Origin of the sequence: Pedobacter rhizosphaerae, from assembly GCF_900111155.1 — a bacterium.
Lineage (GTDB): Bacteria > Bacteroidota > Bacteroidia > Sphingobacteriales > Sphingobacteriaceae > Pedobacter > Pedobacter rhizosphaerae.
The window spans coordinates 1-21,419 of record NZ_FOGG01000014.1 but is presented as its reverse complement, the minus strand read 5'-3'; the positions used below and the strand labels follow the sequence as shown (position 1 = coordinate 21,419).

At 39.9% G+C, this 21,419-nt stretch carries 14 protein-coding genes; 13 read left to right on the top strand and 1 reads right to left on the bottom strand.

The window, feature by feature from the left end:
* The first annotated feature begins 41 nt into the window (after nucleotides 1–41).
* From BMX11_RS12575 to BMX11_RS12520, 12 genes are all read left to right on the top strand, one after another.
* Nucleotides 42–929, top strand: coding sequence for an ROK family protein (locus BMX11_RS12575; protein WP_090884792.1), 888 nt, complete (start codon nucleotides 42–44; stop codon nucleotides 927–929).
* A 760-nt stretch (nucleotides 930–1,689) separates the two neighbouring features.
* The gene (locus BMX11_RS12570) at nucleotides 1,690–4,800 is read left to right on the top strand and encodes a SusC/RagA family TonB-linked outer membrane protein (RefSeq protein ID WP_090884790.1); all 3,111 of its coding nucleotides are present in this window, start codon (nucleotides 1,690–1,692) and stop codon (nucleotides 4,798–4,800) included.
* Nucleotides 4,801–4,816: 16 nt separating this feature from the next.
* On the top strand, nucleotides 4,817–6,316 hold the full coding sequence (locus BMX11_RS12565; RefSeq protein WP_175474553.1) for a SusD/RagB family nutrient-binding outer membrane lipoprotein: 1,500 nt from the start codon (nucleotides 4,817–4,819) through the stop codon (nucleotides 6,314–6,316).
* 21 nt (nucleotides 6,317–6,337) lie between these two features.
* The gene (locus tag BMX11_RS12560) at nucleotides 6,338–7,231 is read left to right on the top strand and encodes a DUF1735 domain-containing protein (RefSeq protein ID WP_090884786.1); all 894 of its coding nucleotides are present in this window, start codon (nucleotides 6,338–6,340) and stop codon (nucleotides 7,229–7,231) included.
* 108 nt (nucleotides 7,232–7,339) lie between these two features.
* On the top strand, nucleotides 7,340–8,299 hold the full coding sequence (locus BMX11_RS12555; protein WP_090884784.1) for a basic secretory protein-like protein: 960 nt from the start codon (nucleotides 7,340–7,342) through the stop codon (nucleotides 8,297–8,299).
* Between the two features lie 132 nt (nucleotides 8,300–8,431).
* Nucleotides 8,432–9,103: a basic secretory protein-like protein gene (locus BMX11_RS12550; RefSeq protein ID WP_090884984.1), complete on the top strand. Its 672-nt coding sequence runs from the start codon at nucleotides 8,432–8,434 to the stop codon at nucleotides 9,101–9,103.
* 38 nt (nucleotides 9,104–9,141) lie between these two features.
* A complete protein-coding gene (locus BMX11_RS12545) occupies nucleotides 9,142–11,430 on the top strand; it encodes a GH92 family glycosyl hydrolase (RefSeq protein WP_090884782.1) in 2,289 nt (762 codons plus the stop codon).
* Nucleotides 11,431–11,593: 163 nt separating this feature from the next.
* The gene (locus BMX11_RS12540) at nucleotides 11,594–13,000 is read left to right on the top strand and encodes a 3-keto-disaccharide hydrolase (protein WP_090884780.1); all 1,407 of its coding nucleotides are present in this window, start codon (nucleotides 11,594–11,596) and stop codon (nucleotides 12,998–13,000) included.
* Nucleotides 13,001–13,013: 13 nt separating this feature from the next.
* Complete coding sequence (locus BMX11_RS12535) at nucleotides 13,014–14,960, top strand: c-type cytochrome (RefSeq protein WP_090884776.1); 1,947 nt, start codon at nucleotides 13,014–13,016, stop codon at nucleotides 14,958–14,960.
* A 171-nt stretch (nucleotides 14,961–15,131) separates the two neighbouring features.
* Entirely contained in the window at nucleotides 15,132–17,477 is a 2,346-nt protein-coding gene (locus BMX11_RS12530; protein WP_090884774.1) for a TonB-dependent receptor, read from the top strand.
* Nucleotides 17,478–17,876: 399 nt separating this feature from the next.
* The gene (rpiA, locus tag BMX11_RS12525) at nucleotides 17,877–18,566 is read left to right on the top strand and encodes a ribose-5-phosphate isomerase RpiA (RefSeq protein WP_090884772.1); all 690 of its coding nucleotides are present in this window, start codon (nucleotides 17,877–17,879) and stop codon (nucleotides 18,564–18,566) included.
* Nucleotides 18,567–18,736: 170 nt separating this feature from the next.
* Nucleotides 18,737–19,123, top strand: coding sequence for a LiaF transmembrane domain-containing protein (locus BMX11_RS12520; protein WP_090884770.1), 387 nt, complete (start codon nucleotides 18,737–18,739; stop codon nucleotides 19,121–19,123).
* 201 nt (nucleotides 19,124–19,324) lie between these two features.
* On the opposite strand, the gene BMX11_RS12515 is transcribed toward BMX11_RS12520, so the two are convergent.
* The gene (locus BMX11_RS12515; protein WP_090884768.1) at nucleotides 19,325–20,311 is read right to left on the bottom strand and encodes a GlxA family transcriptional regulator; all 987 of its coding nucleotides are present in this window, start codon (nucleotides 20,309–20,311) and stop codon (nucleotides 19,325–19,327) included.
* 160 nt (nucleotides 20,312–20,471) lie between these two features.
* Here BMX11_RS12515 and BMX11_RS12510 point away from each other — a divergent pair, with 160 nt between their 5' ends.
* Nucleotides 20,472–20,894 (top strand): VOC family protein, encoded by a 423-nt coding sequence (locus tag BMX11_RS12510; RefSeq protein WP_090884766.1) that lies wholly within the window; start codon nucleotides 20,472–20,474, stop codon nucleotides 20,892–20,894.
* The last annotated feature ends 525 nt before the right edge of the window (nucleotides 20,895–21,419 follow it).

Here is a 21,419-nt window from a genome sequence, read left to right as displayed (position 1 = left end):
ATTGAGTTCCCACAAACTGATAATTGAAAATATAATAAAGAATGGAGAAGCCTGTTGCATTAGGTGTTGATATAGGTGGTTCGCACATTACGGCCGCTTTAGTAGATTTGAGTACAAGAACTTTGGTTAAGGATTCCATTAAGCGTAGCCCTGTAAATTCGCAGGAAAGTAAAGAGGTGATTTTATCGGCATGGTGCGATATTATTGACGATGCCTTTGGTACTATTAAAAACGGATCTCGTTATGTAGGGATTGCCATGCCCGGACCCTTTGATTATGAGCAGGGGATTTCATTGATTAAGGATCAGGATAAGTTTAAATCGCTGTATCAATTTAATGTTAAAGAAGAATTAGCCAAAAGACTTGATATTCCGGCAGAAAATATTCAGTTTATTAATGATGCAGCCGGCTTTTTGCAGGGAGAGGTTTTTGCAGGCGCAGCTAAAGGAAATGCCCATGTATTGGGTTTAACCTTGGGTACTGGTTTAGGCTCTTCTATTTGCATTAACCATAAAGCTGAAGATGCAGATTTATGGAATTCACCATTTCTGGATGGAATTGCAGAAGATTATTTATCTACCCGGTGGTTTGTAAAAAGATATAAACAATTAAGTGGTGTAGAACTGGAAGGCGTAAAGGAATTGGTTGCATTGATTGATGAAGACCATTCTGCTACCCGGGTTTTTATGGAGTTTGGTTATAACCTTGCCCAGTTCCTGATACCCATCATCAGGGAGAATAAAATAGATACGGTAATTATTGGGGGTAATATTGCTCAATCTTTTGACGCTTTTGCGCCTGAGCTGGTGGCAACGTTAAGAGGAAACGAGATAGATACCCAAATTAAAATTTCTGAATTAAAAGAACATGCTGCCTTAATTGGTGCTGCAAGTTGTAACGATACATTTATTCAGCAAGCTGAGCATTAATATTGCAGTTTTAATATTTCGTCGTAGCAAATATCTGGTCGTAGCGTCTCGCTACCACCTTTTAAGCTAAACGCTGTCTGTCTGAGCCTGTCGAAGACCTTCTTAATAAGTCGAAAACTAAAATGAATTGCCCTTCGACAAGCTCAGGATTACAATACATTTTAGTTTTCGACTTAAGTTAATAGCATTGGAGACGCTACAACCAGAGAAGAGTTTTATGGTTAAAATCAAATAACCACCCCGCCTATTCACTTTCCATCCGCCCCCCTCCTTGAAAAGTAGGGGAGTTTGATCATGAAGAGCTTTGTGTACTCCGTGTAATTCTTTGTGTGCTCTCCGTGGTTAAATGGGTTGTGGGTGATTGCTAATGCTGCGTACTTTGCGTGACAACTTCGCGCCCTTTGCGGTTAAATAGTAAACCTAAATATCTTCATAAACACAAAAATATCTCGCCTATTTTACAACTTATTCTAAATAATGACTAAAATCACATGTGATATCCTAAATATTTTAGCTGTTTTTCTTTTTTAAGTGCTTTTTTTTAGCCTTATCAGCTGAATTTATGGCTGTTAGGTTCCTGTAATAGCTATGTTACTTTTTTAATTCCGTTTTAATCTCTATAATTGAAAACTAAAACGATTTAGTCAGCCAAATCTTTATTGCTTGAATTCTGCTTCTCAAACGATTAGCAGTTTTTTTTTGGCCTGAACTGAACGTTTTATAACCTATTTCATTATTAACTAACAACTATCTAACAACTATGAAAAAACTAGTACTTAGTTTGTTCCTGTTCTTGTATTGGGGGCTAAGCTTAACCCATGCACAGAGTAAGAACATAACGGGAAAAGTGATTGCTGACAATGATGGATTGCCCATCCCGGGTGTCAGTGTTCTGATTAAAGGAACAAAAAAAGCAACCGTTACGGGGGCTGATGGAAAATTCACAATTAGTGCCTCTCCAGGTGACATACTTCAATTATCCTACATCGGATTCATTACCCAGGATGTTCCGGTAGGGAATCAAGCGGTGCTCAATGTCAAGTTGATTACAGATGCCCAGACTTTAAGCGAGGTAACCGTTACTACAGCATTGGGTATTAAACGTAAACCAAAGGAAATTGGCTATGCCACACAGCAGGTAACCGGAAAAGCCCTAACCTCCAGCCGTCCAACCAATCTGGCTACAGGCTTATCGGGTAAAGTTGCAGGCTTACAGATTTCTCAGGCAAATAACCAAATCGATGCGGGTGATCAGGTAAGGGTTGTACTTCGTGGTAACCGCTCTTTTCAAGGAAATAACCAGGCCTTATTGGTACTTGATGGAATTATTGTGCCGCTTAATCAGTTGAACTCCATTAACCCGAATGATATTGAAAGCGTGAATATTTTAAAAGGTGCCAATGCTGCAGCGCTCTATGGTTCTGATGCCGCTAATGGTGTGATGATTGTGAGTACAAAAAGAGGTTCTGCTGATGGTGGTTCAGTATCTTATACCAACTCTACTTTAATGAACCGCTTATCGTATTTTCCTAAAATGCAGACGGAATTTGGTGGTGGAACAACGCAGGATGACTTTGGCTTTGGCCAATATACACCTTTTGAGAACCAAACTTTTGGCGATCGCTTTGATGGTAGCTTACGTCCGGTGGGCCGTATTTTACAGGATGGTACTTATCAAATGGTTCCTTATACCTACAAGGATGGTGAGAAGGAAAGCTTTTTTGAAACGGGTATTGATGAGCAGAACGATATTTCTTACTCGGGTGGAAATGAAAATGGAACCACCTACATCAATGTGCAAAGGGTAAATAGTAAAGGATATGTGCCGGGAGACAAATCTAACAGAACTGCTTTCCGTATTAACGGTACCAGAAAGATAGGCAAGTTTCTGGCTGATTATTCATTCAACTATACACAGAGAAATTACGATAAAAGCACCAATCAGGTATATAACAATGTAATCAATACGCCGGGTAATATTCCTTTAACAGAGTATAGCGACCTGGATTCTAAGTATGGTAATCCGAATGATTTTTACAATGATTATTATATCAGTCCGTATTTTGGTTTAAAGCAATACCGAAACAAAGAGCGTAGAGATGATTTGTTGGGTAATCTTTCCTTAACCTACAAACCCGTTGATTGGTTAAGTTTGATGGCGAGGGGTGGTTTGAGCACCAAGAATTCGCAGGGAAAAGATTTTAACTATGCCTATACCTATTCTGATTTTGCCCACGATTCTGGTAAAGGTGTGGCGGCTACCCAATACAACAGGTCTTCTGTTCGCGACTACAACGAGTTTGAAAGCAGGTATACCGGAGACTTTTTAGCTACGGCCACCAAAACATTCAACCAATTTAAGTTTACCTTAATTGGCGGTGCGCAGGTAATCCAGAAAAACTATAAGTACATTACTGCTCAGGGAAATAACCTGGTAGTAGATAATCTTTTCAACTTAAGTAACCGTACAGGAGAGATTGTGGGTTCGGAATTAGAGCGAAACTCTCGCCAGTTGGCCGTATTTGGTGATTTAACGGCCACCTATAATGATTTTCTAACAGTTCATGTTTCGGGAAGAAATGAATGGGATTCTAGGCTTAACAGTAATAACCGTGTTTTCTTTTATCCTGCGGTAGACATAGCTGCAACACTTACTGATGTTATCCCAGCCTTAAAGGAAAGTAAAGTAATCAGTAATTTAAAGTTGCGTGGAGGCATTTCTAAAGTATCGGCTGTTCAGGTTGATCCTTATAAACTCATTTCCACTATCAATCCGGCTAGTGGTTTTCCTTATGGTAACACAGCTGGTTATACCGTAGATAATCAGATTAATGACCCCAACCTGAAACCAGAAAATACACTTTCTAAAGAGCTTGGATTCGATATTGGCTTTTTAAACAACAGAATTACCTTAGAAACTTCCGTATATCTGCAAAATACGAAAAATCAGCAGATTGTAAATGGTATCGACTTGTCTGCATCAACAGGTTTCACCACAGCCGTAATAAACACAGGCGAGTCAGAGAATAAAGGATTTGAGTTTAGCTTAAATGCTGCTCCGGTTATTGGTTTATCTAATGGTTTCAGGTGGAATGTTGGCATTAACTATTCGTATAATACCAATAAGGTATTGGGTCTTTATGGTGATCTGTCGCAACTTGGGCTTGGAGATAATAACTACGTTGTATTAGGCCAGAGCTTCCCATCATTGCAGGTAAGTACCTACCAGACAGATCCACAAGGTAGAGTTATTGTAGATGCGAATACAGGCTTACCAATTGCCAGTCCGATCAATAAGGACTTCGGGCAAACTAATCCCAATCACATTTTAGGGGTAAACACCAGTTTCACCTTTAAAAACTTTACTTTATCAGGCGTAGCCGAATACCGCAGTGGAAATGTTTTCTACAGTGGAATGGCCAGTACTTTAGATTTCTCTGGTATCAGTTACACTTCTGCCCAGGCAGGACGTGAACGCTTTATCTATCCAAACTCTGTTATTCAAACTTCACCAGGTGTGTTTGTTCCTAACACGAACGTAACCACTATCCAGGGAAATGGCTCTTTCTGGTCGGATGGAATCAGAACGAATACAGCTTCCAACTATGTTTCAAGTGCGGCATTCTGGAAAATCAGAGAGCTATCATTGGCTTACCAGGTTCCTGCTCAATGGTTAGGTGCGCATGCCAGCTTCATCAAAAATGCAAGTATTGCCCTTGTAGGAAGAAACCTGTTTATGTTCAGGCCTAGTGACAATATCTATACAGACCCGGAAATTAACGTGGGTACTGGTAATGCACAGGGTGTAAATAACCTGAACCAAACTCCTCCAACCCGTATTTACGGATTTACAGCAACCATTGGCTTTTAATCAATAAATGAAAGACATGAAAAAGAAATTGATATATATACTTGCAGCGTTGGTGTTTTCACTAGGTGCTTGTAAGAAAGGATATTTGGATATTAACGAAAATCCAAACAGTCCGACAGCTGTAAAACCAGCATTGATTTTAACAGGAGCACTTAATAACACAGCTGCTTCCACCACAGGCAGTTCTATCTTTTATAGCTTTGCAGCCCTGTGGATGAACTATTGGATGACCCCAGGTGGTGTTTCGGGATGGTATGAAGAGAGGTCATACAATTTTACCACGAACTGGAGTGGCTCTACCACGCTTTGGGCCAATATTTATGATAACTTAACCGATTATGCGTATTTGGAAAAACAAAGTAAAGCTTCTGGCCAGACCTTTTTTGTAGGCGTAGCGAAAACCATGAAAGCCTGGGATTATCAGTATTTAGTAGATTTTTACGGTAACGTTCCCTATACACAGGCCAATCAATCTGTCAACTTCCTGAATCCGAAATATGATAAAGCACAGGATATTTACGAAGATTTAGTTAAACAACTGGATACTGCAACAAACCTGTTCAAAACAGCAACGGTTGCACCTGCCGATGCTGCGGCTGATATTTATGCACATGGCGATTTACAGAAGTGGGGAGAATTCGCCAATACCTTAAAGCTGAGAATATTGCTTCGCCAATCGGAAATGCCGGGAAGAGAGGCGTATATCAAAGCAGAGATTGCCAAGATTAGTGCAAATGGATTTGGTTATATCGAAACTGATGGCGGTATGTTCAACAATCCAGGATATTTAAATACCACTGGAAAGCAAAATCCATTTTGGTCGGTTTATGGTTATGGGGTAGACGGAACGCGTACGGCCAGCCATGGCTACATGTTGGCCAGTACATACGGCATGGATTTCCTCAAGAACAACAATGATCCAAGATTGGGTAAGTTTTATAACACCATCAACGATGGAGCCGGAAGCACCTACGTAAGTTTAGTATGGGGGCAGGAAGTTAACTTCGATCAAACCATCAGTACGGTATCGAGTATTGGAGAAGGCGTTTTAAAATCATTTGATCAGGATCAACCCATCATGACTGATTTTGAGAGTTTGTTTATCCAGGCAGAAGCTGCACAACGAGGCTGGATAGCAGGTGATGCAAGAGCTTATTATGAGGCGGCAGTGAAGGCTAATTTCCTTTATTTAGGATTAACTGCAGCAGAAGCCGATACCTACTTAACCGATCAATCGGTAGCCAATTGGGATGCCAATGCAGATAAAATGGCTTTAATCATTAAGCAAAAGTGGGCCGCCATGAACGGAACTAATGATATTGAGCCCTGGACAGATTACAGACGACTAGAGCTGCCTGCTGATATGCCAATCTCTATTGCCTCTACAGTAACTACCAGGAAAATTCCGGTAAGGATGCTTTATCCGCAACGCGAGTATAATACAAATGCTGCAAATGTAATTGCGCAGGGTACCATTAACCAGTTTACTTCCAGGATTTTCTGGGATGTACAATAGTTAAATTGAAATTCGAAAAAGATGAAAAAAGAAAATATACTGAAAGGAGTAGCCCTTATGCTAAGCGTAACGGTTTTAACTGCTTGTTTGAAAAATAAAAATGAACAACCTGATTTTTCAAGTACTGTACCGGTGGTGGAAATTCCGGTAGGTTCGCCAATGGGAGATGGAAGTGTGAATTCCCTGTCTACTTCTTTGATCCAAAAAGAGGCTCCGAACGAGTATGTATTTTACATTAACTACGCCGCTTCTACCATCAAAACAAATGATATTAAAGTGACTTTGGGCGTTAATCCAGCTGTGATAGCCAATTATAATGCCGCACACTCGGGTGCTCCGTTAACCATTGTTCCATCTGCCGCTTTCAGCATGCCAAGCTCAATTGTCATTCCTGCAGGACAGAGAAGAGTACAGGTGCCGGTTAAATTTGTAAGTGGCGCACTCGATCCAGATATCAGCTACGGACTTCCGGTAACCATTACCGATGCTTCTGGAGAGGTGATTAGCAAAAATTTTGCTTCAGTTGTGATTAAAGTCGCAGTTAGAAATAAATATGATGGAGTTTATAGTTTTAAAGGGTATGTTTTTAGAGAAGGCGACCCTGTTTTAACTGGTAATTTCTCTGGCTTGAGCAAAAATTTGATTACTAATGGTGCTAAAGTGGTAGATTTTAGTCAGGTATGGTCAAATGGTGGCGATGTTGCGGGTATTGATGGTTTAAGGATTAATGTAGATCCTGCAACCAATAAAGTAACCATGACCAGTTCAGCGAATGCTACACTGCAAAATGATCCAGCTTATGATAACCGTTATGATCCGGTTACGAAAACTTTTTACCTATCCTTTAAATGGGGTACAAGCCCTGCTACCAGATCTGCAACAGATACTTTAACTTTTACGGGCAACAGGCCTTAAAGACAAGCTGTACTTAAGTCTTTTATAATGGAATTAGCGCATGTTATTTTTAGCATGCGCTATTTTCCTTATTCCAGAAATCCTTCAAAATAAAAAACCAGATATACAATGATTAAACAAACTACACTCTTAGCCCTGTTGATGCTTTCAATGGGTGCTTTTGCACAAAGATCCTATCAAATTACCATTAATGATCCGGATAGTTCATCGCATATGGCTTTAAATGAGAAGCTTAAATCGGCTTTTTTTAAAGTTTATCCAACATTTGCGCAGGCAGACGGATACCGTACTAAAAGGCAGGTGACTTTGGAATTTGCTAATGAAATTCCAGCTATCGCCGGTAAGGAAGGAGAGATTAAGGTGAATAGAAAATGGGCTGAAAACAAATCTCAAAAGAAAATTGAAAAAGCACTTTTTGAAGCATTTAAGAAGAACTGGAATAGTTACAGCGTAGATAAGAAAGGTGGTTATTCTTTAACCTTTATCAGTAAGGACCCAGGCTTAGATCTTGCTGTGAGGAAAAAATTAATTGATACTTACTTTGAGATTTATCCCACACTAGTGAAAACCTTTAATGATAAATCTACCCACGATGTACTTTTCGTAGTAGATACAGCCTATAAAGCAGTAGCCGAGGCCAGTGGAAACAGAATCCTTTTCAGTGCCGGATACCTCAAGGCGCATCCAACTGATATTGATGTGGTTACTCATGAAACGATGCACATTGTACAAGGCTATGGCTATAGCGCTGGTCCGGTTTGGTTAACCGAAGGGATTGCCGATTATGTACGTTATAAATATGGTGTTGATAATGTGGGATCTAAATGGAGTTTACCCAATTATAGCGAGAAACAGAGTTACAAAAATAGCTACCGCATTACCGCAAGGTTCTTTGCCTGGTTAGAACAATACGTAAAACCAGGACTTATTGCTAATTTAGATAGCCAGTTAAGGGCACATCAGTATACCGAACAATCCTGGGTAAACCTAACCGGAAAAACCATTGATCAGTTGTGGGAAGATTACAGTAAAAACCCCGTGGTAGAGCTAAAATACAATAGCAAATAATTGGCAATGAGTAGCTTGTTTATTGTAAAACAAAAATGTTATGAAAAAAATATCTGATTTACTAAAACGTTTTACATAATTATTTTTATTTTGCAAAAGAATAAACTAACCAAAGCCGGAAATCAATCAAACATGAAAAAAATATTTTTTTTATCCCTTTTGGCCTTGCTTGCCATAATTGAATCTAAGCCTGTTGCAGCGCAGGAAATCATCAAAAAAAATGGATATAAATTAACTTTCGAAAGTAATTTTACAGCTTTGGATCCACAGTTGAAGAAGCGCCTGATCAAAACCTTTTTTGAAGTTTATCCAAAGCTTGCCAAGGAATATAATCCCGGTACGGATAAAAGTGTTACCTTTTTTGTAGATACCGCTTATAAGGGGGTTGCCGCTACAGCCAATGGAAAAGTAACGTATAGTTCAATTTGGATGGAAAAACATCCGGAAGATATTGATGTGGTTACTCATGAAGTGATGCATATTGTTCAGGATTACGGCAGAAGCGTTGGTCCGGGCTGGTTAACTGAAGGCATTGCCGATTACGCCAGATATAAATTTGGTGTGGATAACGCCGGGGCAAAATGGAACCTGCCAGATTTAAAGCCAGAACATACTTATAAAAATAGTTACCGCATTACTGCACGCTTTTTCGCCTGGATAGAAAAATACGTCAAAGCCGGCACCATCAAGGCAGTTGATGAATCTTTAAGAGAACATACTTATACCAAAGATATCTGGTCTAAACTCACCGGTAAGGATCTTGATGGGCTTTGGGCAGATTATGTTCAGCAACCCAACCTTTAATTTAATCAAAAAACACACATAAACTGAAACACATTAAAATGAAAAAACTTTTTATCGCCTTTTTGAGCCTGGCTGCTTCTACCAGTTTTGCTCAAACCGTAGGTAAGATTACGGATCCCGTAGATTGGATCAACCCTTTAATGGGCACGCAATCTAAGCCTAGTTTATCTAATGGAAATACTTATCCCGCTATTGGACTTCCATGGGGGATGAATATGTGGTCGCCGCAAACCGGTAAGATGGGCGACGGCTGGGCTTACGTTTACGATGCGGATAAAATCCGTGGTTTTAAACAAACCCATCAGCCTTCTCCATGGATGAACGATTACGGTGCTTTTGCCATTATGCCCGTTACCGGAAAATTGAAATTTACGGATGATGAGAGAGCAAGTTGGTTTAGCCATAAAGCAGAGGTTTCTAAGCCCTACTATTATAGCGTTTATTTAGCAGATGCAGATGTAACCACAGAAATTACCCCTACAGAAAGAGCAGCGCAATTCAGGTTCACTTTCCCTAAAACAGATAGTTCTTATGTGGTTGTAGATGCGCAAAATAAGGGATCATACATTAAAATTATTCCTGCCGAACGCAAAATTATCGGTTATACTACCAAATATGCCCGTGGTCCATTGCCAAAAAACTTCAAAAATTACTTCGTTATCTATTTCAACAAGGATTTTCAATTGGCAAAAACCTGGAGTGGAAAAGAACTGAAAGAAAAAGAACTTGAACTGGAAAGCGATCATTCAGGTGCAGTTATCGGTTTCAAAACAGCTAAAGGTGAGCAGGTTACTGCAAGGGTAGCTTCTTCATTCATCAGTTTTGAGCAAGCAGAGTTAAACTTAAAGAGAGAAGTTGGTACCGACGGTTTCGATGCTACAAAAGCAAAAGGAAGAGCCATTTGGAACAAAACATTAAGCCGCATTGCTGTTGAGGGCGGAACAATAGATCAAACCCGTACTTTCTATTCTTGCTTATACCGTACTTTATTCTTCCCGAATAAATTGTATGAGGTAGATGCTCAAAATCAAATTGTACACTGGAGCCCTTACAATGGTCAGGTATTGCCAGGTTATATGTTTGCTGGAACTGGTTTCTGGGATACTTTCCGTGCATTATATCCTTTCTTAAACTTAGTATATCCATCTATTAACAAAGAAATGCAGCAAGGTTTGATTAACGACTATAAAGAAGGAGGATGGTTGCCTGAATGGAGCAGCCCTGGATATGCCAACATTATGGTAGGTAATAACTCTGCTTCTGTAGTAGCTGATGCTTACATTAAAGGCTTAAGAGGTTATGATATTCAAACTTTATGGGAAGCTTTAAAACATGGTGCTAACAACGAAGGTCCAATGGAGGCTGTAGGCCGTGATGGTGTAAAATATTACAACAAATTAGGTTATGTTCCTTTCGATGTTAAAAAGAATGAGAATGCAGCAAAAACCTTAGAGTATGCTTATGATGATTTCACGATCTACCAATTGGGAAGAGCATTGGGTAAACCTGCTTCAGAGATTGATATTTACAAGCAAAGGTCTATGAACTATAAAAACTTGTTCGATCCGGCTTCTGGCTTAATGCGTGGAAAAAATGAAGATGGTACTTTCCAGAGCCCATTCAGTCCATTTAAGTGGGGTGGAGCTTTCACCGAAGGTAACAGCTGGCATTATACCTGGTCTGTTTTCCAGGATGTAGACGGATTAGCCAAATTAATGGGCGGGCATGAGCAATTTGTAACCAAATTAGATTCTGTGTTCTCTATGCCTCCGGTATTCGATGAGAGTGCTTATGGTGGTGTAATCCATGAAATCAGGGAAATGCAAATTGCCAATATGGGGCAGTATGCACACGGTAACCAACCCATTCAGCACATGATTTATTTATACAACTATGGTGGTGCACCTTACAAAACGCAATATTGGGTAAGAGAAACCATGAACCGCATGTATAAAGCTACGCCAGATGGTTATTGTGGTGATGAAGATAACGGACAAACTTCTGCCTGGTATGTTTTCTCTGCCATGGGATTCTATCCGGTAACGCCAGCGACAGATCAATATGTTTTGGGCGCACCTTTATTTAAAAAGGTAACCATCACATTAGAAAATGGTAAAACGGTAAACATTAATGCAGCTGCCAATAGCGATAACAATCGTTATGTTCAATCACTGCAGATGAACGGTAAGCCTTATTCTAAAAACTGGATCAGCCACAGTGGCTTGCAAAAAGGAGCGGTATTGAACTTCAATATGAGTGCAACACCGAATAAAACCAGAGGGTCAAATCCTGCTGATTTCCCTTATTCATTGTCTACAGAAAAATAAATGACAGAGGCTGTATCATAGAATTAATCCTTTGACAAGCTCAGGATGACATCTGAAATGCTCATGATGAACTACTTAAGATGACAATCGAACTGATGATACAGCCTCTTTTTAATTAAAATTACCGGCCCCTAACTAAGGCTGGTTAAAGAACCAACCAAATATGAAAACCAACGTCTTAAAGGCGGGAGGAACAGCTTTATTGCTTTGTTCAGCTTTCCTGTCTTTCGGCCAGCGCATAGCGCTTAACGACCTCTCTGCATTTAAAACACCATCCAATTCCTGGACTATAGTAGAGAACGTTTTTGCCGACCTAAATGCCGAAAATACACTTAAAAATAATAAAGGAACAGGCGTACTGCTCAACCAGTCATCTGCCAAAAAACATGGCGAAGACCTATTTACAACCGCAGAATATGGCGATGTAGCTGTTGAATTGGACTATTTAACCGCGAAAGGCACCAATTCCGGGATTTACCTGCAAGGAAACTATGAAATCCAGATTGATGATGCCTGGGGATTAAAAAATGCTACTTCAGCCAATAACGGTGGAATTTATGAGCGTTGGGACGATTCGAAGCCTGAAGGAGATAAAGGTTTTGGTGGAATAGCTCCACGTCAAAACGTAAGCAAGGCTCCGGGATTGTGGCAGCATATCAAAATCATTTTTCAGGCACCAAAGTTTGATGGTACAGGAAAGAAAATTCAGAATGCCAAATTTATAAGCATTGAATTAAATGGAGTTACCATTCATGAAAATGTAGAGCTCTTTGGAGCAACCCGGGGAGCTGCATCAGCAGAAAAGGCAAAAGGACCACTGCGTTTACAAGGCGACCACGGAACTGTGGCTTTTAAAAATATCCAGATTACTGCTTTATCTGAGATTCCTAAATCTAATCAAGGTTCGGGAGCCGATCCTATTTATATTGATGCACCAGCCAATACCATGATCCGCAGTTTTGTAGATGTGGTTCGCAATGTACGTTCGGTACACGCCATTTCGGTAGGCGGACCTGAGAAAGTAGCCTTTAGCTATGATTTAGATAACGGAACACTATTACACGGCTGGCATGGTGGCTTTATTGATGCTACTCCAATGTGGGATGGCCGTGGAAATGGAACATCACGCCCCCTGGGAAGTGTAACCCGCTTTACCCAAAAAAACGTTTTAGCCATTTCGAAATTGGCCAATAACCAGGCTAACTGGATGGCAGATACTACCGGAACTGGTTTTAAACCCAAAGGATATGTAATGGATAGTCAGGAGCGCCCAGAGTTTAAATATGAAATTTATGGAAACAAGGTGACCGATGCGGTTAAAATAATGGAAAATGGAAAGGGATTGACCCGGGATATTATCTTGGAAAAAGGTGCTTCGGATTTGTACTTTCTATTGGCGCAGTCAGAAAATATAGAAGATTTAGGCAAGGGCTTATATCTGATTGGTGATAAATCTTACTACCTGCAACTCGCTGAAGGCTCAAATAAACCGGTTATCCGCTCGGTAGACGGCCAAAAACAGCTGGTAGCTCCAATTGGAAATAAGTTGAGTTATTCGCTATTATTTTAAAAACTGATTGATCATGAAACATACATTTAAAACACTTGCAATGTTGGCATTGAGCTTCAGTTTTACTGTTCTTAATGCTCAGGAAACCCCCAAAGAAGAGGATTTCTTTAAAATAAATAAAGTTAGGGTACCCGAAGGGCCCATATTAGAGGTGGGTGGCTTGGTTACCCTTCCCAACGGGAATTTAGCCGTATCTACCCGTAGGGGAGAAGTATATATCGTAGAAAATCCTACCAGTACCCGTCCATATTTTAAGAAGTTTGCCTATGGTTTGCACGAAATATTAGGTATAGCCTATAAAAACGGAGCAATCTATGTGGCACAACGTGGCGAACTCACCAAACTGGTAGATAAAGACATGGACGGCAAGGCAGATGTTTATGAAACAATTTATGCCTGGCCTTTAAGCGGTCATTATCACGAGTATAGTTTCGGTCCGGTATTAATGCCTGATGGTACCTTTATGGTAACGGGTAACGTAGCCTTCGGAGATGAAGAATGGTGGAGGGCAGAAAGTCGTGTACCAATGAGGGGTTGGGCCATGAACATTACCGAAGAAGGAAAAATGACACCTTATGCAGCAGGTTTTCGTTCGCCTGCCGGAATTGGCTCTATTGACGGACAATTCTATTTCACCGAAAATCAAGGCGATTGGGTAGGATCTGGCGGAATCTGGAAAGTGAATAAAGGAGATTTTATGGGGCATCCTGCCAGCTTGAGGTGGACAGGAAGATCTGATTCTCCTGTAAAACTGCAATCTGATTTCTTTTATTCTAAAATGGATGAACGCCGGATTAAAAATGAGGAAGGACGTTACATCAAGCCAGAAAATAGGGTAAATGAAACTTTCAAAACGCTCTTTGAAATGAAAAAAGATTTCCCTGAACTTCGTTTGCCTTCTGCCTGGTTACCTTATGGTATTTTGGGGATCTCCTCATCAGAACCTATCAAAATTCCTGAAAATACCTTTGGACCGTTTGCCGGACAAATTTTAGTAGGCGACCAGGGGATGAGTATTATCTCGAGGGTTTTCCTGGAAACGGTAAAGGGACAAGAACAAGGTGCTGCTTTTATGTTCCGTCAGGGTTTCCGTTCGGGTGTACTCAGAATGGCCTGGGGAACAGATGGATCATTATTTGTTGGTGAAACTAATCGTGGTTGGGGCTCAGCTGGTGATGCGAATGAAGGTTTAGAAAGGTTGGTTTACAACAACAAAATGCCATTCGAAATGAAAACGGTTAAGGCTATGCCAGATGGTTTTGAAGTAGAATTCACTATGCCTGTTGATCGGAAATCTGCTGAGGATTTAGCCTCTTACCATGCAGAGAGCTTCATTTACAAATATCATCCGGTTTATGGCTCGCCTCCGGTAAATACCGAGAAGTTAAAAATTGCTGGTGTTAAGGTATCCGCAGACGGTTTAAAAGCCAGAATCATTGTTCAGAATCTTCGTCAATATTATATCCATACGCTTACTTTAGATGGAATCAGATCGAAGGAAGGATTTTATTCATTAATTCATCCAGTGGCGTATTATACTTTAAATCAAATTCCAGATGGTGCTAAGCTTTCTACGAATGAGGTAAGTACCAGGAATTCTGAGGCTGCTGTTCCCTCAACGCCTGCAAAGAAAGTAACCACTCCGGCTAAGAAAGCAGAAACTAAAGCTATTCCTGCTAAAACAACTGCGGTGAGCACCAAAGCGCCAACTTATAAAGAAGTAGAGGGCCTATTAACTAAAAACACTTGCCTGGCTTGTCACAACACCACCAAGAAACAGATTGGCCCTCCGTTTGTAGAAATTGCCAAAAGAAATTACAGTGCGGAGAAAATCTTCAAGTTGATTCACAATCCACAGCCACAAAACTGGCCTGGTTATTCAACGGAGATGCCTCCGATGCCGCAGGTTACTAAGGCTGAGGCTTACAAAATTGCCGCATGGATCAATACCTTGAAGTAATCATTTTTTAAACGGTTGAGAGAATATAATCTTCGACGGGCTCAGACTGACAATTGCTTTTACTTATATCATAAGAAAATAGCTGTCATCCTGAGCTCGTCGAAGGACAGCCGTTACCCATGTATAGGAGCAGAATGCCCAACGTTTTATTTTAAAACCAGTAGTAAGAAGATGAATAAAATTTTATCGTTAGTAAGCATATTTTTACTAACCTGCTTTGCAGCGAATGCACAGCAAAATAGCCTTTCTGGAACGATTAAAAATAATAAACGTGAGCCCATTGGACAGGTAACTATACAGGTATTAAATACCAATTTAAGTGTGGTAAGTAAAGCAGATGGAACATTTGAATTCGAAAAAGTACCAAGCGGAAAACTTAATGTTAAATTTACTGCACTTGGTTATGCCAGTACAGTTAAAACTATAAATGGCCAGTTTTTAGAAGTAGTACTGGAGGGGAATGATACAAAGCTGGATGAAATAACGGTATCTGCTCAGAAGATCGAAGAGAAAGTTCAGGGAATTCCGGCAAGCATCACCGTATTATCAGCGGCTAAGATAAGCGATTATCGCATCCAAAATACCAGAGATCTTTCGGCCATTGTACCGAATTTATACAGCAGTAATCCTGGTGATGGGAGAAATGTTACCTCCATCAGGGGGATTGGTACTACCTCATATGATCCGGCAGTGGCTACCTATATTGATGGGGTAAATCAATTTGGGCTAGATACCTACATCGCCTCATTATTTGATGTGGAGCGTATTGAAGTACTCCGTGGTCCACAGGGAACACTCTATGGGCGAAATGCGATGGGTGGGGTAATCAATATCATTACCAAACAGCCAACCAATGCCACTAATGGTTTTGCTGGTGTAGATATCGGAAATTATGGTCAGCAGCGGTACAGTGCAGGGATTAGAACTCCTCTTATCAAAAACAAGCTATTTTTTGGTGCGGCAGGATTGTACAATAAGCAAAATGGTTTTTACACCAATGAATTTAACAATACTAAATTTGATAAGCTTCATGGTTATTTAGGCAATTACTATCTGAAATTCTTAGCCTCCTCTAAATTTGCATTAACCTTAAATGTTAAGCACAACGAAAACAGAAACAACGGAACTTTTCCTTTAGCAGGTTCTGTAGATGAGGCTTTGGCAAACCCTTTTAAATTGAACCAGAATGCCACAACAGAGATGGTTGATAATTTATTTAATGCCTCTTTATCTGCCAATTATGCTGCTGAAGATTTTAATTTCAGCTCACAAACAGCCTATCAATCTAATTACAGGTATTATAAACAACCTATTGACGGTGATTTCTCACCCTTAGATGCGGTAGCCATCGTGAATGATTATGGCAAGGATTGGAACAAAGTGGAGGTATATACCCAGGAAATCAAATTTAGCTCATCGGCTACCAGTGCATCAAGATTAAAGTGGTTGGGTGGCTTGTATGGTTTTTACCAGCGTAATCCGGTAAAGCAGGGCACTTATTTTGGTGCTGATGGGGCAATAATGGGGGCTGAACCTTTTACTACTGCCGTAAATATCAACTCGGGTAAGGGCGCAGGTTTGGCGGCATTTGGTCAGCTTTCCTATCAGTTAACAGATCAGTTAAACGCAACTGCAGGATTAAGATATGATTATGAACATAAAAAGCTACTGGCTTCGGGAGAATATTTGATTCCGGGAATGGATCCAATCGTTACGCAAGGAGATACTTCGGCTAAAGCCAACTTTCATGCTGTTTCTCCAAAACTAAGCTTAAGTTACTTGCTTGCTTCAGATAACCAAATTTATGTCTCTTATAGCAGAGGGTATAGAGCTGGAGGCATCACTCAATTGGCCTCCGATCCGAGTGTAAAACCATTGGATGCTTACAAACCAGAATACAGCAACAATATAGAGCTGGGCAGTAAAAACACTTTCTTTAATCAACGTTTGAGTGTGAATCTTGCTGCATTTTATATTCAGGTAACAGATGCACAGATTCCTATTTTAATACTACCAGATGCCCTTACTACCACTCGTAATGCTGGAAAATTAACCAGCAAGGGATTTGATTTAGAACTTTCAGCAAAACCGGTGAAAGGATTGAGTATGGATTACAATCTGGGGTATACCGATGCTAAGTACAAATCATTAAATCTGTCAAAAGGTGGCACCATGGTCGATTTAAGCGGAAACAAGCAGATTTACACGCCTGAGATGACTTCTATGCTAGCCTTACAATATGCTTATGAGATAGATTCTCGCGCAAAGCTCAATGTTATCGCACGAGGAGAATGGTCTTTCATCGGAAATCAATTTTATGATTTAAGTAATGAGATTCAGCAAAAAGGCTATAATATTTACAATGCCAAAGTAGGCTTCTCGGCAAAAGCATTTGATTTGTTTTTTTGGGGAAGAAACCTCGCCAACAAAACCTATGTTGATTATGCCTACGATTTTGGTGCAGCGCACCTAGGAAACCCTAAAACTTATGGGTTGAGTTTAATAGGAAGGTTTTAGAAAAAAATGATTGGGGCCCTGAAGTAATTCAGGGCTTTTTTATGGGGAAGTAGAAAGACTACGGGACAATATTCAAAGCAAGTTTTGTAACAAAGTCAGGGCAAATTTGGGTATATCTTGTAACAAAGTCAGGCGTGTTTGTAGATGATGAGCTTAAAAAGCATTTTGATTTCAGGCGAAAAAAGAAATGGGGATTCCACTATCGCAGAATCCCCATCATCTAAATTAACGCTCTCGTATATATAAACGTGATAAAAAGGAAATATTGTGTTGGTGGTAAAATTTATTTTAGGAATATAGTTAAAGATGCTGAAATAAATTTACTGCTTACCTTTCCGCTTCGCTCCAAGTCAGGCGCATATTGACTTACTTTTCAATAAGTTTATTATTTTTACTGCTATGAAGCCAATCGATAAAAACGAACAGGATGCAGAGAAATTAGCTGCTGCCCGCGCGGCAGTAGCCTTTGTAAAGGATGGGGATTTTGTAGGTTTAGGAACGGGGTCTACAGCTACATTCGCCATCAAAGAGATTGGTGAAAGAGTGAAGGCTGGATTAAAGATTAAGGCCGTAGCCAGTTCTCTAAAAACAGCCGAGTTAGCTCAATCTTATGGCATTGAGATCCTTGATCTCGGCCATGTAAGTTCATTAGATATCAGCATTGATGGTGCGGATGAATTTACCGAAGACCTTAACCTGATTAAGGGAGGTGGGGGAGCATTGTTCAGAGAGAAGATTATCGCATCCCTAAGCAAAAATGCTATTGTCATAACAGATACCTCTAAGAAAGTAAAACAGCTTGGCGCTTTTACCGTGCCTGTAGAAGTTATCCCTTTGGCTTACCAATATGTTTTCGATCAAATTGCTCTATTGGGTGGAAAGGGTAAATTGAGGGAAACTAATGGCAAAGCTTTCATTACCGATAATGGAAATTACATTATTGATGCTGATTTCGGATTAATTGCAGCACCAGCGGTGTTGGCTCAGTCATTAAACCAGATAGATGGTTTATTGGCACATGGATTATTTATTGGATTAACCAGCAAAGTAATGATGAGCCAGGGGAACCACATAATTATCTTCGACTAGTATTTTAATGACTTTGCCGAATTTCACCGATAGTTTATCTACCAGTTAAAATACGTCAATATTTTTACCGACAGTTTTATCTCACTCACCGATGATTCCAAGATATTGATGGAATAGTCATTCTCTCGCCTTCCTATTCATGGTACATTTGAATATAAAAACAAACGGTCATGGAAAATCTAATCAAAAAATACTACTCGGATAAAAAACTAGGTTTAGGTGTTGCAATTATAGCAATCGGCTCAATTTTATTACTTAGAAACACTGGTTTTGATTTGCCACACTGGATATTCAGCTGGCATACCATTTTGCTCGCTATTGGATTATGGTTTGGATACCGCAGTGATTTTAAAAGCGGAAGCTGGATTGCCATGGTGATTATCGGAGGCGTTTTTACCCTGAAAGACATTTCTTTATTTGATTTTCACCTTTCTAAAATAACCTTTCCTTTGATTTTAATGGGCTTGGGTTTGTATTTCCTTCTCAAACCTAAAAAGGTAAATTTCCCTCCATTTGAGGAAAAACAGCCTGTAGATTTCGAGGGATTTAAAAAATAAAATTCTTAACCCCATCATAGATTAAAAGGGATGCTTTATTTGATAAGTATCCCTTTTTCTTTGTTCAGAATGGCTGTAAAAAAAGAAACGGAGACGCCGCCTAAGCAGTGTCCCCGTCATCTAAATTAACGCTCTCGTATATATAAACGATATTTTTAAGCTTTATTGTGTAGGGGGTGATTTTTTTATTCTTTTTTATTATTAAGCCATCAATACCGGAACCTCCTTGTGGTACTTGTTTCGATATTCGATAGGGGTTAAGCCGGTTATTTTCTTAAAAACATCCCTAAAAGATTTGGTATCGGTATAGCCCACATCGAACATAACCTCGGTAATATTCTTTCGGCTGGACTCAAAACTGCGTTTGGCAGCCTCAATTTTAACCCTTTGAATATATTCGATCACAGTATTTTTGGTGGCCTGTTTAAATCTCCGCTCAAAACTCCGTCGGCCCAATGCCAATTTATCTGCCAGCTGATCTACGGTGATTTTCTCCTGGTAGTTGAGGTCGATAAATTCCTGGGCTTGCTTGATTTTTTCATCCTCGTGTCCTTTCTGCCCCTGAAACATCATAAAGGCAAGCTGGCTTTCGCGGTCAATATCAATGGCAAAATACTTGGCGGCTAAAATGGCAGTATCCCTATCGGTATATTTTTCTACCAGATATAAGAGCAGGTTCCAATAAGAATTGGCTCCACCACTAGAGTATATTCCCTGCGCATCGGTAATAATGCTTCCATCTACCAATTCAACATCCGGAAATAAGGCCCTAAATTGTGCGGCAAATAACCAATGGGTAGAGCATTTCTTTCCTTTAAGCAAGCCTGTAGAAGCTAAGAGGAAAGCACCCATGCAAAGCGATGCTACCTCCGAACCTTTAGCATGATGCTTTACAATCCAGGGTAACATTTTCTTATTCATTTCCAGGGCATAATCCATATTTCCGCTAATGGCAGGAACGAAGATCAGATCGGTTTGCGCCACTTCTTCTAATAATTTATCGGCATGAACGGAAAAAAGATTATTGTTTAACCTGACTTCCTTAGTCATTCCTACTAATTCTACTTTGAAGAGGGGGAACTTGCCACTAGCTTGCAAAAACTCATTTACAGCTGTAAAAAGATATCGAGGGTCGGCTATGGCTTCTATTACCGCAGTTTCCGGAACTAATATAGATACGTGTTTCATCTAAGCAGATTAAGGTCAGGACGGGCTTACCCATCTACACAAATATAGCACTGTGCTTTGTCGTAAACAACCCCTTCTATTGTCGCTTCTGCACAACCGTGCTTCCTGTTTAGCCGTTTAATTTTGTAATGTCTGGTTGGAGAGATTTAAAAGTAATTTGATGGCTGTAAATATTAATACCTACTTAACCTTTAATGGGAACTGCCGGGAAGCCATGACTTTTTACCGCGATTGTTTAGGAGGTGAACTCCATTTACAAACCATTGGCGAATCGCCGATGGCACAGCATATGCCAGAACAGATTGGCAATTACATTCTTCATGGCGTATTGGTAAAAGATGGTTTCCAGATTATGGGCACTGATTTAGTGGATGACGAAGGACTGGTAAGAGGGAATGCAGTGTCAATGATGCTCAATTGTAGCACTGCTGATGAAGTAAGGCGTTACTATGAAAAACTTTCGATAGGGGGGAAAGCTACACATCCGGTTGTAGAAAGTTTTTGGGGGAGCCTTTTTGGTAACCTGACGGATAAATTCGGAAATCACTGGTTATTGAGCTACGATAGAAACGATAAGGAGTAGAAAGTTAAAAGTAGAAAGTCAAAAGTTTGAATAATGACCATCCACAACGAACCGTTAAGAAACAAGTATTTTAATGTATTAACAGGAATCGAATACAAAAATATTGGCGTATTATTTTTTCACCATATAAGTTAAATAAGAAAGTGTAAACCAGGCTTTGTGGCCTTTGTGGTTAAATATATTTCTTGCCTGGTAAAGCAGGTGTATTATTTGTTTTAACCATATAAGCCATTTAAGTCAATATAATTCTGGCTTTGTGTCCTCTTTTAATAGCATAGTTTGCTCTGTGAACTCTGCGTAAAACTTTGTGGCCTTTGCGGTTAAATATATTTCTTACCTGTAAAGCAGTCGTATTTTTTTCCACCATATAAGCCACACAAGAAAATCTGAGGGCACTGAAAAAGTAGGCTTAAAATGGTCTATAAAAAGATTAGCGGATGGGTAGGTCATAAGATCTCCATCCGCTTTTTGTTTTTGAGTGTTTTTATATTTTTACTGATTCCAATTTATTAAGATCTCTCCCCG